The 14,600-nt window shown below is 67.1% G+C and carries 12 protein-coding genes; 2 read left to right on the top strand and 10 right to left on the bottom strand.

Translation table 11 applies throughout. The features are described from left to right. Window positions 1-2: 2 nt before the first annotated feature. Window positions 3-2,390 carry a malto-oligosyltrehalose synthase gene (gene treY / locus A9310_RS21620; RefSeq protein ID WP_065632325.1) on the top strand — a complete coding sequence of 796 codons (2,388 nt, stop codon included), beginning with the start codon at window positions 3-5 and terminating at the stop codon, window positions 2,388-2,390. Window positions 2,391-2,471: 81 nt separating this feature from the next. Here treY and A9310_RS21615 read toward each other — a convergent pair whose 3' ends face one another. Genes A9310_RS21615 through A9310_RS21575 form a run of 9 tightly spaced genes read right to left on the bottom strand, consistent with a single transcriptional unit; the run spans window position 2,472 to window position 11,989 of the window. After that, window positions 2,472-3,368 carry a hypothetical protein gene (locus A9310_RS21615; protein WP_065632324.1) on the bottom strand — a complete coding sequence of 299 codons (897 nt, stop codon included), beginning with the start codon at window positions 3,366-3,368 and terminating at the stop codon, window positions 2,472-2,474. Window positions 3,369-3,427: 59 nt separating this feature from the next. Continuing rightward, window positions 3,428-4,600: an MlaD family protein gene (locus A9310_RS21610; RefSeq protein WP_065632323.1), complete on the bottom strand. Its 1,173-nt coding sequence runs from the start codon at window positions 4,598-4,600 to the stop codon at window positions 3,428-3,430. Then, a complete protein-coding gene (locus tag A9310_RS21605) occupies window positions 4,597-5,745 on the bottom strand; it encodes an MlaD family protein (RefSeq protein WP_083207474.1) in 1,149 nt (382 codons plus the stop codon). Before A9310_RS21605 ends, A9310_RS21610 begins: the two co-directional genes overlap by 4 nt. A gap of 11 nt (window positions 5,746-5,756) precedes the next feature. After that, the gene (locus tag A9310_RS21600; RefSeq protein WP_065632403.1) at window positions 5,757-6,857 is read right to left on the bottom strand and encodes an MCE family protein; all 1,101 of its coding nucleotides are present in this window, start codon (window positions 6,855-6,857) and stop codon (window positions 5,757-5,759) included. A gap of 41 nt (window positions 6,858-6,898) precedes the next feature. After that, window positions 6,899-7,888, bottom strand: a complete 990-nt coding sequence (locus tag A9310_RS21595; RefSeq protein WP_065632402.1) for an MCE family protein — start codon at window positions 7,886-7,888, stop codon at window positions 6,899-6,901. Next, window positions 7,885-8,919 (bottom strand): MCE family protein, encoded by a 1,035-nt coding sequence (locus A9310_RS21590; RefSeq protein WP_065632321.1) that lies wholly within the window; start codon window positions 8,917-8,919, stop codon window positions 7,885-7,887. Before A9310_RS21590 ends, A9310_RS21595 begins: the two co-directional genes overlap by 4 nt. After that, window positions 8,916-10,253, bottom strand: a complete 1,338-nt coding sequence (locus A9310_RS21585) for an MlaD family protein (protein WP_065632320.1) — start codon at window positions 10,251-10,253, stop codon at window positions 8,916-8,918. The genes A9310_RS21590 and A9310_RS21585 overlap by 4 nt, the downstream gene beginning before the upstream one ends. Before the next feature lie 10 nt (window positions 10,254-10,263). Further along, window positions 10,264-11,130: an ABC transporter permease gene (locus A9310_RS21580; protein WP_055476553.1), complete on the bottom strand. Its 867-nt coding sequence runs from the start codon at window positions 11,128-11,130 to the stop codon at window positions 10,264-10,266. Between the two features lies 1 nt (window position 11,131). After that, window positions 11,132-11,989: an ABC transporter permease gene (locus tag A9310_RS21575; protein ID WP_065632319.1), complete on the bottom strand. Its 858-nt coding sequence runs from the start codon at window positions 11,987-11,989 to the stop codon at window positions 11,132-11,134. A gap of 313 nt (window positions 11,990-12,302) precedes the next feature. Between A9310_RS21575 and treZ the strand changes: the two genes are divergently transcribed. Next, window positions 12,303-14,093, top strand: a complete 1,791-nt coding sequence (treZ, locus tag A9310_RS21570; protein ID WP_083207473.1) for a malto-oligosyltrehalose trehalohydrolase — start codon at window positions 12,303-12,305, stop codon at window positions 14,091-14,093. Window positions 14,094-14,138: 45 nt separating this feature from the next. On the opposite strand, the gene A9310_RS21565 is transcribed toward treZ, so the two are convergent. Further along, window positions 14,139-14,465, bottom strand: coding sequence for a hypothetical protein (locus A9310_RS21565; protein WP_065632318.1), 327 nt, complete (start codon window positions 14,463-14,465; stop codon window positions 14,139-14,141). Window positions 14,466-14,600: the final 135 nt, after the last annotated feature.

Genomic DNA, 14,600 nt, shown 5'->3' with positions numbered 1-14,600 from the left:
CCATGGGCAATCGTCCGACCCCGCGCGCAACGTACCGGCTCCAACTACACGGCAACTTCGGATTCGCCGATGCCGCAGCACATCTCGACCACCTCGCCGAGTTGGGGATCAGCCACGTCTACCTCTCCCCGATCGGCACGGCGTCGGCCGGGTCGACGCACGGCTACGACTGGTTGCCGCCGCCGGCGGTCTCCGCCGTGCTGGGCGGGATCGACGGGCTGCGGGAACTGCGTTCCGCCGCCGCCGAACGCGGACTGGGTCTGATCATCGACATCGTCCCGAACCACACCGGAGTCGCCGATGCGCTCGCCAACCCGTGGTTCGCCGACCTGCTCCGCCACGGGCCCGCATCGGACTACGCACACTATTTCGACGCCGACTTCAGCGACGACAACGGTGCCGACGGGAAGCTGGCCCTGCCGATCGTCGCCGCCGATGGGGACCTGAGCCCACTCGAGATCGACGAGCACGGGAATCTGCGGTACTACGATCACGCGTTCCCGATCGCCCCCGGCACCGCGGGAGACATTCGGCCCGCTCGCTCCGCTCCCGGCGCCGGGGACACTCGGCCCGCTCGCTCCGCTCCCGGCGCCGGCGGAACACCGGGTGAGGTCCACTCCCGCCAGCACTATCGGCTCGTGCCGTGGAACAGCGGCCTGATCGGCTACCGGCGGTTCTTCACGGTCAACGAACTCGCCGGTCTGCGCCAGGAGGACCCGGAGGTCTACGACGCGACGCACCAGTGGCTGCGTGAGTTGCTCGACGCCGACCTCATCGACGGTGTGCGCGTGGATCATCCGGACGGTCTGTGGGACCCCCAGGACTATCTGCGCCGACTTCGTGCGGATGTCGGGGACGATCGTCTCCTCTACATCGAGAAGATCCTGGCGCCGGACGAGCCCCTCGAACCGACACTGCCGGTCGAGGGCACCACCGGGTACGACCACATGCGCGTGATCGATGCCGTGTTCGTGGCGCCGGCCGGCGTCGCCCAGCTCACCGAGCTACACGAACGGATCACCGGCGAGAGCGGTGACGCGCGGTGGGTGGAGGCCGCCGAGCACGATCGCAAACTCCGCACCGTGCGGGAGTCGTTCCCGGCGGAGCTCAGACGTCTCGTGCGCGCCGTCACCACGCGCGTCGAGGGATCACCGGCCGCGGATCCGGACGTGATCGCCACCGCCTGCGCCGAACTGATCGCCGCGCTCGGGGTCTACCGGGCGGACTACCCGTCGTTGCGTCCACGTCTGCTCGCCGTCGCCACCGGGATCGCCGAGGCGAAACCCGAACTGCGTGCCGCGATCGACCTCATCGTGCGGGAGACGGCGGTGCCCGGTGAGGCGACATCGAGGCTGGCGCAGACCTGCGGGGCGGTGACCGCGAAGAGCGTCGAGGACAGCTTGTTCTACCGGACGGCCCGGCTCGTCTCCGCCCAGGAGGTCGGTGGCGATCCCGCGAATCCCGTCATGTCGCTGGCCGATTTCCACCACCACAACACCGAGCGCGCGGCACAGTGGCCGCTGGCCATGACGGCCACGTCCACGCACGACACCAAACGCGGTGAGGACGTGCGCGCGCGGATCGCGGTGCTCGCCCAGATCCCCGACCGCTGGTCCCAGCTCGTCGACAAGGTCTGGCGCGAGACCGACGTGCCGGATGACCTGACCGGCTATTTTCTGCTGCAGAACATCGTCGGGGTCTGGCCCACCGAGGGCCCGGTCACCGATGAGTTGCGGGGCCGGTTGATCGAGTACGCCCGTAAGGCGACTCGCGAGGCCGGTCTGCGCACCACGTGGACCGAGGTGAACGAGGAGTTCGAGGCCGCGGTCGAGACCTGGATCGGCCAGGTCACCAGCGGGGACGTCGCATCCTCGGTCGCCGAACTCGTCGACCGCATCGGACCGGCGTGGGAGCAGGAAGCGCTGGCGCGCAAGGCGATCGCGATCCTCGGGCCCGGGGTCCCCGACATCTATCAGGGCACCGAGTGGTGGGAGGACTCCCTCGTCGATCCCGACAATCGACGACCGGTCGACTTCGGCCGGTCGACCGAGCACCCGAAGACCCGACTCGTCCAGGCAGCTCTCCGTGCCCGGGCCGCGCATCCCGATGCGTTCGCCGTTGCGGGCACCTATGAACGGCTGACCGCCGACGGGCCCGCCGCCGACCACACCATCGCGTTCGTGCGCGGCACCCACGACACCCCCTCGGTCGTCGTGGTGACCGCCCGGTTCACCCACAGCCTCGACCACGATGCCGCGGCCGCGACGTCGATCGCCCTGCCCACGGGGTTCCGGTGGCGCGACGACCGAACGGGATCGGTGTACGAGGGATCGGTCGACCTCGCCTCGGCCCGTGCCGAACACCCCGTGGCGATACTCGTCCGAATGTGACGTCCACCCACCACTGATAGACGAGCGCGCCCCCGAATCGGTGGCGCGCTCGTCCATTGCCGGTGAGTGTGTCGGCCCGGATCAGCCGCCCGGCGCGGGCTGCGGGGCCGGCGACGGCTGGGGTGCCGGCGCACCTGCGGCGCCGGGCAGCGACTGCGAAGGATCGATCTGACCGCTGGGGCTCCCCGGCGGACCGTCGACCTCGGACACCAGCCACTTGCCGTCTTCCTTGCTGAGGTCCAAGCGGAAGACCATCAGGCTGGTACCGMCGCTGGGCAACTTGACGCTGCGGCCGGTCACCTCCGCCATCACCACGGTCTTGGCGGTGTCGGCATCGACGGTCTCGACGGCGACCACACTGATCGTCGAGGACACCTCGATGTTGAGGGACTCCACATTGGCCTCGGTGTCGGCCCGTTCCTGCTCGAGGCGGTTGCGCAACTCCCCCGTCGACAGCGGACCCAGCAGTTCCTTCGAGTTGCCCGCGTTGTCGGCGTTGAGCGTCGTCACGAGCTTCGTGACGAAGTCGGCCGAAGCCGCCTTGGAATCGGCGAAGGCGTCGGCCTCCTGCTGGAGGTCGTAGGCGCGCCAGCCGAAGAACGCCACCAGCGCGATGAGAGCAACCGCGACGATGGCGGCGAGAACCTTCTTGATCCCGCCGCCGGTGACCGTGAACGAGATCTCGCGGCGATCCGAACCCGCCTTCGATGATGCTGCCGGCGACGGGTCACCCGCGGCACCGGAGGCGTCGGCACCGTCGGTCTTGGACGTGCTCGCCGCCGTGCCGGTTCCGCTCCGTCGAGCCGACTTCCCCCGCGGCGTCGCCGCGGTCCCGGCGTCATTCGTGTCCTCCGCGCTCGTCGCCCCATCGGTGTGATCGGCTGCGACAGCCCCGCTCTCGGGCGACGTGCTGTCGGCCTTCTCGTCCGTCGGATTCACGTCGGTATCAGTACGATCTGGGTCATTCCGGTCAGTCATCTACAGGTCACACAACTTGTCTGTCGTCGTCGAGTGGCCGTCAGTCGTCGAGCGGCCCATCACTTGTCGAGCGGAACGGTACGGGCGTTCGGGTCGTAACCCGGCGGCGGTCCCGCGGTGTCGTCGCCCGGTGGCCGCGGCGCATTGGCCGAGCCACGGATCTGCTGACGCGGATCCTCGGTCACACAGTACAGATTGGTCGGGATGGTCAGCTCGAGGATCTGCGTCGGCCGCCGCGGCGTCACCGGGTAGTTGCAGCTCGGACGCGGGTACACCGACCCGAAGGCCCACCACGCACCGTCGTGGAACATGGTGAGGCTCTTGACACTGGCATCGCGGATCGCGGGGAACAGCGTCGCAAGCGCCGGTGCACGCAACGCACCCTGCTCGGCGATGTCGACGAATTGCTTCGTCACATCGGTGATCGGATCCGTCAACTGGTTGATCGACCCGGCCAGGCTCGTGAACTGTGAGGGACCCCGGTCGAGGAGCTCGCGGAGTTCCCTGTCGGAGGCAGCCGCCGAGTTGACCAGCGAACTCAACCCCGCCACCGTCGTGCCGAGGTCGGGCTGGATCTGCGCCGTCGTCTTGAAGATGGTCCCCGCGTTCTGGATGAACTTGGTGGTCTCCGGCAGCGCGGTGTACAGCTTCGCGAAGATCGTGCCACCGGAGTCGAAGATGACGGACAGGTCGTTCATGCCGTCCTCGTCGTAGAGGGCGATCTTCAGATTGTCCACGGCGGAACGGAGTTTCGCCGGATCGATCTGGTTGATCAGTTCCAGCGAGGACTCGAGCAACTGCGAGAACGGCACGGTGACCTCGGTCTGGTCGGCCCGGATGACGTCCCCGTCCTCCAGGTAGGGGCCATCGGAGGTGTCCGGCTGGAAGTCGACGTACTGCTCGCCCGCAGCCGACAGACCCAGTGCCGCAACAGTGGTGTCGCGGTTGATCTTGTACCGGTCCTCGACCGTGACGACGACCTCCACCGAATCCGGTTGCACCCGAACGGTGTCGACGTCGCCGATGCGCGCGCCGCGCAGCGTGACCCCAGACGTCTCCTGCAGACCGCCGGAGATCGGGAACTGGATGGTGAGCTTGTACTTGTCGGCGAACGGTTGCCACCGCAGGATGCCCAGGGCGAGATAGCTGAGTCCGACGACCATGACCAGTACCAGGGCGATGTTGCCCACGAGTACCGAATTCCGGCGTAGGACACCGAATATGCCGCTCATCCGCAACACCCCCTCGTCCCCGTGATCCGCGCCAGCAGACGGGTCAGTGTCTGCTGCAACGCCGCCGAACCCTCGTCCACGTCCTGGATCTCGGGCAGTCTGCTCGCCGAGTCGAAGCCGACACCCGGGCTGAGCCAGTAGACCTTCGACGACACCGCCGCCGCGCTACCCGGTGTGGACTTGACCCACTTCGGTGTGAGCTCGTGCAGGTTGTCGGCCAGCGATCCGAGCGGGCCGGCAGCCTGCCGGAGGCCGGCCAGCACCGTCGACAGATGGCCCAGCATCTCGACCAGGTTGTCCTGATCGCTGTCGAGGAAGTCGTTGGTGGCCGTTGTGACCTGCTGGGTCTTGTCCAGCGTGGTCAGGATCGTGGCGATCTGCCCGTTCAGCGACTCGAGCGCCGGACCCAGTTTGTTGATCGACGCCATGATCTGCGCACGCCCGTCGGCGAGCTGTCCGCTGAGCACCCGCGTGACGGCCAGCGACCGATCGACCGCCGCCGAACTCTGGTTCAGCTTCCGGATACCGGTGGTCAGGCCCCGGATCGCGCCGTTGAGATCCGACGGGTTCGTCGCGACCGCGCTGCTCAGCTCGGTGAGGATGATCGTCAACGAGTTCAGCGAACCGCTGTCCACGACCCCGCTCATGCTGATCAGCAGATCCTCGACCGTCGCCGCGGCCGACGTCGGACCGGTGAGCGTGTCCCCGTCCACCATCAGACCGTCGCGCGCCTCGATCGGCGGCAGCAGGGCGACGAAGACGTCGCCCAGCGGTGTGGCCTGGCGGAGTTCGGCGCCGGTCCCGACCGGGAGCTTGGTCTTCTTGCTGACCTGCATGGTCACCACGGCGGTGTAGTCCTTGGCGACGAGGTCGGTGACCTGTCCGACATCGGTTCCGTTCAGCTTCACCTTCGCCTTCGCCGGCAGGTTGAGCGCGTTGGCGAAGTTCGCGGTGATCGTGATCGAGTCACCGATGCCGCCCGGTGCGGGCAGCGGGATCTGCTCCACCGTGAGACTCGGGAGGAGTCCGCAACCGGTGAGCCCCATGAGCGCCGCTAGCAGCACCGCCATGACCCCGCCTCGGCGGACCCGGCCGGGGGATCGCACAGGGCGCCCGGGACCGTCCGAACGGTTCAGCGAATCCATTGTCGCCGTTCTCATTTCGTCAGCTCCAGCATCGCCGAGTAGATACCGAGGTCGGGACCGAAGTCCTTGAGCTTGCCCGTTCGGCAACCGTCCTTCTGCAGGTTGATCGCCTCACAGAACTCGGCGAGGAGTTCGTTGTCGAGGAGCGTCTTGTCGAGCAGCACCTGCGCGCGCCACGCTCCCTGTTCGGCCGAGATCGAGTTGCTCAGGTTCTGGAAGAGCAGCGGGCCGACGTCGACCGTCTCGACGACCTGCCGCGAGTAGTCCCCGAGATTGGCGGTCAGCGCGGCGAGCCGGTCGAACGACACCGACATGGTGTTGGTGTTGTTCTGCAGGAACACGGTGGTGTTCTGCAGCGTCTGATTCAGGTTGGCCAGGGTGGCGAGCAGACCGGGCGCCTGGTCTCCCAGCAGCTGCGACACCTGGTTGACCGACTCGGAGAACGCCGTCATCTTCGGATAGTTCTGCACCAGGGTGGTGGTCAGACCCTCGATGGTCTCGAGGATGTCGACGAGGGCATCGCTGTTGCCCGCCACCACATCGGACGCCCCGCCGAGTTCGTCGAGCGCCGCCCGGATCTCCTCGCCGTTGCCGGTGGCGATGCCGGAGGTGATGTCGATCATCTCCGCGAGCGGGCCGGGTCCTTCTCCCTCACCCTTGAGTGCCACCACCAGACCGTCGATGGCGTCGAACAGTTCGCCGACCGACACCGGGGCCTTCGTCTCCTTCAGGACCGACCCGTCCTCGAGCTTCGGCCCGCCGTCGTAGGCGGGTGACAGCTCGACGTGGCGGGTGGTGACGATCGAGGTGTTGACGATCGCCGCCGTGGCGTCGGCCGGGACGGGGACGTCGCTGTCGATCGTCATGGTCACCTTGACGCGCTCGCCCTGCGGTTCCACCGCGGTGACCTGACCGACCGGCATGCCGAGGACCGCGACGTCGTTGCTCACGTAGAGCCCGGCGACGTTGTCGAAGTAGGCGGTCACCTCGATGGCCTGGCCGACCGCCGCCTTCCAGCTCCCCGGGATCATCGAACAGCCGGAGAGCCCGAGGATGCCGAGCAGCGCGACCCCGACCAGCAGGATCGGGCGGCGGTGTCCGTGGGCGTGCATCGTCGTACCTGCCGTCGTGTCCGGGCTCATCGTTTCCGCGCTCAGCATCCGTCCACCACCCGGGCCAGGCACAGCCAGTTGTCGGGGAAGATGCCCCACGGCAGATAGCCGTTCGCGTAGGGCCCGTCGCCGATGACGTTGTTGGTCAGGCGCGCGGTGACCGGGAGGATCTCCAGCAACTTGCGGAGGTTGTTGCGGTTTTTCTCCAGGCCCTGGGTGATCGTGTTCAGGTTCGCCATGATGGGCGCGAACTGGTTGGCGTTCTCGCCGGCCACCGCGGTCGCCTGCTCGGTGAGTTCGGCGATGCCGTCGAGCATCCGGGTGACCAGCTCTTCACGCGCGACGATCTTCTGGGTCAGGTCGCGTCCCTGACCCACGATCACGGCGAGCTGGGCCTGATTGTCGTTGACGATGTTGGTGATCGTCTTGGTGTCGGCGATCAATTGGTTGATCTGGTCCTTGCGATTGGTGATGACCTTCGACATCTGGGTGAGCGCCTCGAAGGTCGGCTCGGTGATCGCCGGCACGCCGGCGAGTTGCCGGTTGAGGGTGCGGATGCTCTCGGAGAGCGTCCGGTCGTCGATCCCGGTCAGGATCGGCGCGCCCGCCTCGATGGTGCGCTGGAGATCGAAGGGCACGGCGGTCTTCGCGATGTGTCCGTCGGGTGCATCCTCCGGCGAATCCCCCAGCGACACATCGATGTAGCGCTGACCCAGCAACGTCGACATCTTGATCTCGGCAGAACCGTTGGACGTCACCCGGACGTCGCTGTCGACCTTCATGGTGATGGCCACGTGCTGTCCGGCGAGTTCGGTGTCGGTGACCTCACCGACGTCGATACCGGCGACGCGGACCTTGTCCCCCGGCCGGATACCGCCGGCCTGGGCGAAGTCGCCGGTGAGGGTCTTCTTGCCCAGATGCGCGGTCGCGAGAGCGGTCACGCCGAGCAACAGGGCGACGATGACCACGGCGCCGATCACGCCGAACCACACGCGCCGGTTGTCACGGAAACTCCTGCGGAACCAGCTCATCGGCACACCACCGAGTGATTCGTGCCGCCGATCTTGTTGAAGATCCCGGGCGGTAGCAGGACGTCGCCGATCGCGACGTCGAGATCACATGCATAGATGTTCAAGTAAGCGCCCTCACCGAGCACGAGCGGGAAATGACCGAGGAAGATCGGCGCGTCGACCGCCATCCGATCGAGTTTGGCGCCATTGCTGATCAGCGTGTTGGTCGCGATCCGGCCGTCCGTGGCGGCCTCGGCCAGACTCTGTCGGCTCTCACTCAGCACGTCGGCGAATCCGCTTGCGGTGCGCCCGATGTCGGTCACCGCACTGCCGAACGCCGCCGAGTTCGAGTTGAGGTTGGCGATCAGCGCCGACATCGACTCGATGACGGTGCCCAGCTGGCCGCCCTGGCGCGACAGGTCGCGCATGACCGCGCTCAGGTTGTTGATGATCGCGCCGAGCACGACGTCCCGGTTGGCCGTGTCCTCCGCGAGGCGGCCGACCTCGGCGACCGTGTAGCTCAAGGACACCGAATTGCCCTGGAACGCCTGGATCAAGCCCTCGGACAGGGCGTTGACCTGTTCCGGGGTGAGGGTCTCGAAGACCGGCTGGAACCCGGCGAGCAATGTGGTGACGTCGAAGGAGTCCTCGGAGGGGAGCTCGAGCGTCGACCCCGGATCGAGGGGCCGACTCTCCCGGTCCGGGACCAGCGTCAGGTTCAGATATCGCTGCCCGATGAGGTTCTGGTAGCGGATCGCCCCCCGCGTGTTGGTGTAGACCTGCTGGTTGTCCTGCACCTCGAAGGTGACCCGGGCACGGCCGTCGGCGAGTTCGATCTGGTCCACACGACCGACGCGGACACCGGCCATGCGGACGTCGTCGCCCGTGGCGAGACCCGAGGCATCACCGAAGTAGGTCGTGTAGCTGTTGGTGGTCCCCGGCACCGAGCGCTCCAACGTCGAGAAGATCACGTAGGTGACCAGCAACGCGGCGATCCCGAAGATGGTGAAACCGATCAGCGGTTTGCGGATCGATTCCGAAGCCGCGCTCATCGTCCTCCTCCTTGACCTTCGCCGCCCCGGCCCGCCTCGGCGGCGTTGCGCACCTCGAGCGTCTGGACCAGCGGTCCCAGCATGATCGTGTCCGCTGCCGACGGGGTACGGCGCAGGACGGTGCCGAGCGTCTTGTTGTCGGCATCGGTGGTGACGTTGCCGACCGGCTTGTTCCGGCGCATCCCGTCGGAGGGATAGATCGCCAGCGGACCAGACATCGTCGGTCCCGTGCCGGTGCCGGGCCCCACGCAGCCCGGGCCGCGCAGGGTGCCGTACGGACCGCCGTCGTACACCGGGCAGTTCTGCCGGGTGTAGCGCTGGAAGGCGCCGAAGCTGACACCGATGTTGAGCTGCACGTGGCCGTTGGTGCCGGTGAACACCGTCAGCACCCGGGCGGCCAGGTTGTTCAGCGCGATCACGCCCTGCGGCAACGAGTTCGGCTCGAGGACGAGCGCTCCAAGCATCCGGTTCAGATCGGTCACCAGACGCTGACCGCTGTTGCCATTGCGCGCGAACAGCAACTGGGTCTGGTCGAGCAGGCCCTGACTCGCCGTCAGCACCGCGGTCAGGTCACGCTGCTTCTCCGCGATGGTGATCGCCGGGATCACGCTGCGGCCCAAGGTGTCGAGCAGTTGCGGCGCCGATTGCGCGAGGCCGGTGAGCGCGGCGTCGAAGTTGTCGAAGCCCGGGGGCGCGCCCGGCGGGAACTGGGCGTTGATCGAGTCGAAGTAGTTCCGCAGCACGGGGACGAACGACCCGAACACCGAGCCGCCGCCCTTGAGCGCGTCGGCGATGACGCCGAGCACCTGCGCCAGTTCCTCCGGCGGCACCGCGTCGAGGATCTGCTTCAGCTCGTTCTGGGCGTCCTGCAGCTTGACCGTCTCGAGCGAGTCGTCGGCCGGGATCACGTCGCCGGCGGACAGCCGGTCGGCTCCCACCTCGGCGGGCGGCACCAGCTCGACGGAGTTGACGCCGAAAAGGTTCGACGGAACCGTGCGCGCGGTCACCGAGGCGGGAATGCCCTCGGCCTGCGCCGGCTCGATGTCGATGGCGACGTTCCTGATCAACCGGGACGCGTCGGCCTGTGCGGAGTCCTCGACGCTGATCGACTTGACCGTGCCGACGATCAGCCCGTTGTAGCGGACGTCGGCACCGGTGGACAGCCCGTCGCCGACATCGACGAGGTCGGCGGTCACGGCCACCGTCTTGCTGAACGTGCCCTGATACCGCATGAACAGCAGCACGAAGATCACCAGCAGGACGAGCAGGAAGGCGACTCCGCGCAGCACGTATTGCAGCAGCGAGGGATTGCGCCCGTCGGTCGCGATGTTCACGGTCTCCCCCTCATCCCGAGATCTTGATCCCGGGCGACGTGCCCCAGAACACGAGTGTCATGACCAGGTTCGCGAACACGATGACGATGATCGCGAGTCGGATGGCATGTCCGGCAGCAACTCCCACTCCTTCGGGACCACCTGAGGCGAAGTAGCCGTAGTAGCACTGGATGAACGTCGTCAGTAGGACGAAGACGATCACCTTGAAGAACGAGAACAACATGTCCCACGAGACGAGGAACTGGTTGAAGTAGTAAAGATAGGTGCCCTCGCCCTGACCGCTCTGCAGCATGAACATGAATTGGCAGGCGAGGTAGTTGGCGGCCAGCGACACCGAGTAGAGCGGGATGATCGCCAGGACGGCCGCACACATCCGCGTGGTGACGAGATACGGCAGCGGCCGGATCGCGATCGCCTCGAGGGCGTCGATCTCCTCGGCGATGCGCATCGAGCCCAACTGTGCGGTGAACCGGCAACCCGACTGGGCGGTGAACGCGGTCGCGGCGAGCAGCGGTGCGATCTCGCGGGTCGTCGCGAAGGCGGACAGCCCGCCGGTCACCGGGGACATGCCGAGCAGATTGAGGGCGGTGTAGCCCTCGATACCCACGGTCGCGCCGCCCATGATGCCGAGGATCACCATGACACCCACGGTGCCGCCACCGACGACGATGGCGCCGTTGCCCCAGGCCACGTCGGCAAGGAGGCGCCACACCTCTTTGCTGTAGTGACGGAACGCCAGCGGCACCGCGGCGATCGAGCGGACCAGGAAGGTGATCAGATGGCCCATCGCGGCGAGCGCATCGCGCGGACCGCGGTACACCGCCTTGGCGGCCTCGAGCGGCCGCAGGGCCGGAGGTACATACCGTGACGCGGTCATCTCACACCACCCTCGACGGGAACAGGATCGCGAACAGCTGCGTGAGGATCACGTTCACCGTGAACAGCAGCAGGACCGAGTTGACGACAGCGGCGTTCACCGAGTTGGCCACACCCGCAGGCCCGCCCTTCGTCGAGAGGCCGCGATCGCAGGCGACGATGGCCACGATCGCGCCGAATATGACGGCTTTGGCCAACGCGAACATGAGGTCGGCGGTGGTGGCGAAGGACGCGAAGGTGCCGGTGTAGCTACCCGGTGTGCCGCCCTGGAAGTAGACGTTGAAGACGTAGCCGGTGATGAACCCGACGAAGCAGACGAACCCGCAGAGCAGGAAGCTGACGACCATCGTCGCGAGGAGTCGCGGCGAGATCAGACGCTCGATGGGGTTGACGCCCATGACGCGCATCGCGTCGATCTCGTCGCGGATGGTGCGGGATCCGAGGTCCGCGGCGATCGCCGAGCCGACGGCGCCCGCGAGGAGCAGCGACGTCACCAGCGGTGCACCCTGCCGGATCACACCGAGACCCGTCGCCGCGCCGGAGAACGACGTGGCACCGACCTGACCGGCGATGTTGGACACCTGGATCGACACGATGACGCCGATCGGGATGGCGACCAGGAGGGTCGGGAAGACCGAGGTGCTGGCCATGAAGGCGCACTGACGGATGAACTCCCCGAACGGGAACCGTCGCTTGAAGAGATCGACGAAGAGGGTCCGGAACACCTCGACGAACATGCCGAGCTGGCGACCGAATGTGTCGAACGAGGCAACGACATGGCCGTCCACCCACGACCGCACCGCCCCCGGCCTCTTGCGACCCACCTCCGCGTCGTCCGAGGTGACTGCGTTAGTGCTCAAACCCTGCCCTTGCGTCTCGGCTTACCCGTTCACCGGCCGTCAGGTCGCGATGGCGCGTGTCGACGTCGACGCGCGTTCTCGTTCCCGCAGACCCGCTTCGCGTGCCCCCCGTGGGCATGAGCGCCGCGGGTAACATACCCCACTTCCCTCGTCCGAATGTGTCCGGCCTCACACTAGCGCCCGACTGCACCTGTCCGAGGTCCGACATACCTTGCATGATGTGACGAATCCCCCGACCGCTGCCGCTGTTGCCCAGAGCACGATAACTTGGTCGGACGACCAGCGGGAACAAAACCTACCACTTCGTTCCAATGTGGAGCCCTTCCGATCACCGCGATCACTGGGCGAACTCCGGGTCTGGGCACCGAATGCGCAGGTCGTCGAGCTGGTGATCGGGTCGTCCGCGCAGGACCCGGCCGCGGACCGGATCACCATGACGGCAGGCGCGGGCGGGTGGTGGCAGGTGGACACCGCACCGGGAACCGAACCCGTCGAGGAACTGCGCTACGGATTCTCGATCGACGGCGGACCGGTGCGTCCTGATCCGCGGGCCGTGCGCCTGCCGGACGGGGTGCACGAACTGTCGGCATTGTTCACCGTCGACGACGCCGGATGGACCGACGCAGACTGGACCGGTCGCGACATCCGGGGAGCGGTGGTCTATGAGCTCCATCTCGGCACCTTCACCCCGGAGGGCACGCTCGACTCCGCCATCGGCCGGCTCGACCATCTCGTCGACCTGGGGGTCGACTTCGTCGAGCTGATGCCGGTCAACGCGTTCAACGGGGTTCACAACTGGGGCTACGACGGCGTCGGCTGGTACGCGGTGCAGGAGACCTACGGCGGACCGGCAGCGCTGGCCCGGTTCGTCGATGCCTGTCACGCCCGGGGACTCGGTGTCGTCCTCGACGTCGTCTACAACCATCTGGGTCCGTCCGGCAACTACCTACCCGACTTCGGGCCCTACCTCTCCGAGGGCGTCACATCCTGGGGATCGTCGGTCAATCTGTCCGATCCGGACTCCGACGAGGTCCGTGCGTTCATCGCCGGTACGGCCCTGCGGTGGTTCACCGAGTTCCATGTCGACGCCCTGCGCCTCGACGCGGTACACGCGCTGGCCGACCACCGCGCCGTGCACATACTGGAAGAACTCGCCGCCGCCACCGACGATCTCGCCGTCGAACTCGGGCGACCGCTGTCGCTGATCGCCGAGAGCGACCTCAACGATCCCCGCATGATCTCCCCGCGCAGCGTCAACGGACTCGGGCTCACCGCGCAGTGGGACGACGACATCCACCACGCGATCCACACGCTGGTGTCGGGCGAACGGCAGGGCTACTACGGCGACTTCGGGAGCTACGGCTGCCTGGAGAAGGTTCTCACCGGCGGGTTCTTCCACGACGGCACCTATTCGTCGTTCCGGAAACGCCGTCACGGACGACCGATCCCGACCGACCGGCTGCCCGCGTCGGCCCTCCTCGCCTACACCTGCAACCACGATCAGATCGGCAACCGGGCGATCGGCGACCGCCCGAGCGCCTACCTCGACGGCGGACAGCTGGCGATCAAGGCGGCGCTGGTCCTGCTGTCCCCGTTCACCCCGATGCTGTTCATGGGTGAGGAGTGGGCGGCCGCGACACCGTTCCAGTTCTTCACCTCCCACCCGGAGCCCGAACTGGGCCGAGCCACCGCGGAGGGGCGCAAATCGGAATTCGCCGAACACGGCTGGGACAGCGACGACGTGCCCGATCCGCAGGACCCGGCGACGTTCGAGCGGTCGAAGCTGGACTGGACCGAACTCGACGATCCCGCACACGCGCGTGTGCTCGACTTCTATCGAACTCTCATCGCCTTGCGGAAAGCCGAAGCCGCGCTGTCCGATCCGGCCTTCTCGTCGGTGTCCGTCGACTTCGACGAGGCGGCCGGATGGTTCGCGATGCATCGCGGTGACTGGTCGGTGGTCTGCGTTCCCGGCGCCGCACCGGTGACCGTCCCGATCTCGCTCGACGTCGAATTGGCGTGGCAGTCACCGAGTTCCGAGGGCTCCGAGCTCGCCTCGCCGGGTCACAACGTGATCGTCGGCCGCCGTGGTGACGGCTCATAGCCCGAAGTCGCGTGTACCGCGGCTCCGGGCCATGAAGTCAAGTGGTCAGACGGCGTCGCCGCCGTCGATACTGCCGAAGTCGCCGACCTCGACGTTGCCCTCGTCGTCGACCGCGGTGTCGAAGATGCCGTCGCAATCGGTGTCGGCGACCGCGATGTCGGTGAGGCCGTCGGCGTCGGTGTCGGCCTCGATGACGTCGATCTCGCCGTCAGCATTGGTGTCATAGGCGATGGAGTCGGCCTGGCCGTCGCCGTCGGTGTCGAGGATGGCGTCGGTGGTGCCGTCACCGTCGACGTCGGTGAGTGCGGCGTCGACGGCTCCGTCGCCATCGGTGTCGACGAGAACGGCGTCGGCGGGGATCTCGGTGCTCATGGGGTTGTCCTTCCAAGTGACGAGGCGCTGTGGTGGTGCAGTGCCTCTGGGCGGTTCATGTACTTGGAGGCGGCACCGGACGCGAATGTTCCCGTGGTCTGGTGAGTCATCCGAATGGTCGACGCCGGAGTTTCG

This window comes from Gordonia sp. UCD-TK1 (assembly GCF_001691435.1).
Lineage (GTDB): Bacteria > Actinomycetota > Actinomycetes > Mycobacteriales > Mycobacteriaceae > Gordonia > Gordonia hongkongensis.
Note: the sequence above shows the minus strand (reverse complement) of the source record. Positions and strands in the feature narration are given on the sequence as shown.

Bases quoted from the DNA above. Each gene is read 5' to 3' on its own strand.
- treY (WP_065632325.1), top strand. From the start codon at position 3: ATGGGCAATCGTCCGACCCCGCGCGCAACGTACCGGCTCCAACTACAC.
- A9310_RS21610 (WP_065632323.1), bottom strand. From the start codon at position 4,600: ATGAGCGGCATATTCGGTGTCCTACGCCGGAATTCGGTACTCGTGGGC.
- A9310_RS21605 (WP_083207474.1), bottom strand. From the start codon at position 5,745: ATGGATTCGCTGAACCGTTCGGACGGTCCCGGGCGCCCTGTGCGATCC.
- A9310_RS21600 (WP_065632403.1), bottom strand. From the start codon at position 6,857: ATGCACGCCCACGGACACCGCCGCCCGATCCTGCTGGTCGGGGTCGCG.
- A9310_RS21595 (WP_065632402.1), bottom strand. From the start codon at position 7,888: ATGAGCTGGTTCCGCAGGAGTTTCCGTGACAACCGGCGCGTGTGGTTC.
- A9310_RS21590 (WP_065632321.1), bottom strand. From the start codon at position 8,919: ATGAGCGCGGCTTCGGAATCGATCCGCAAACCGCTGATCGGTTTCACC.
- A9310_RS21580 (WP_055476553.1), bottom strand. From the start codon at position 11,130: ATGACCGCGTCACGGTATGTACCTCCGGCCCTGCGGCCGCTCGAGGCC.
- A9310_RS21565 (WP_065632318.1), bottom strand. From the start codon at position 14,465: ATGAGCACCGAGATCCCCGCCGACGCCGTTCTCGTCGACACCGATGGC.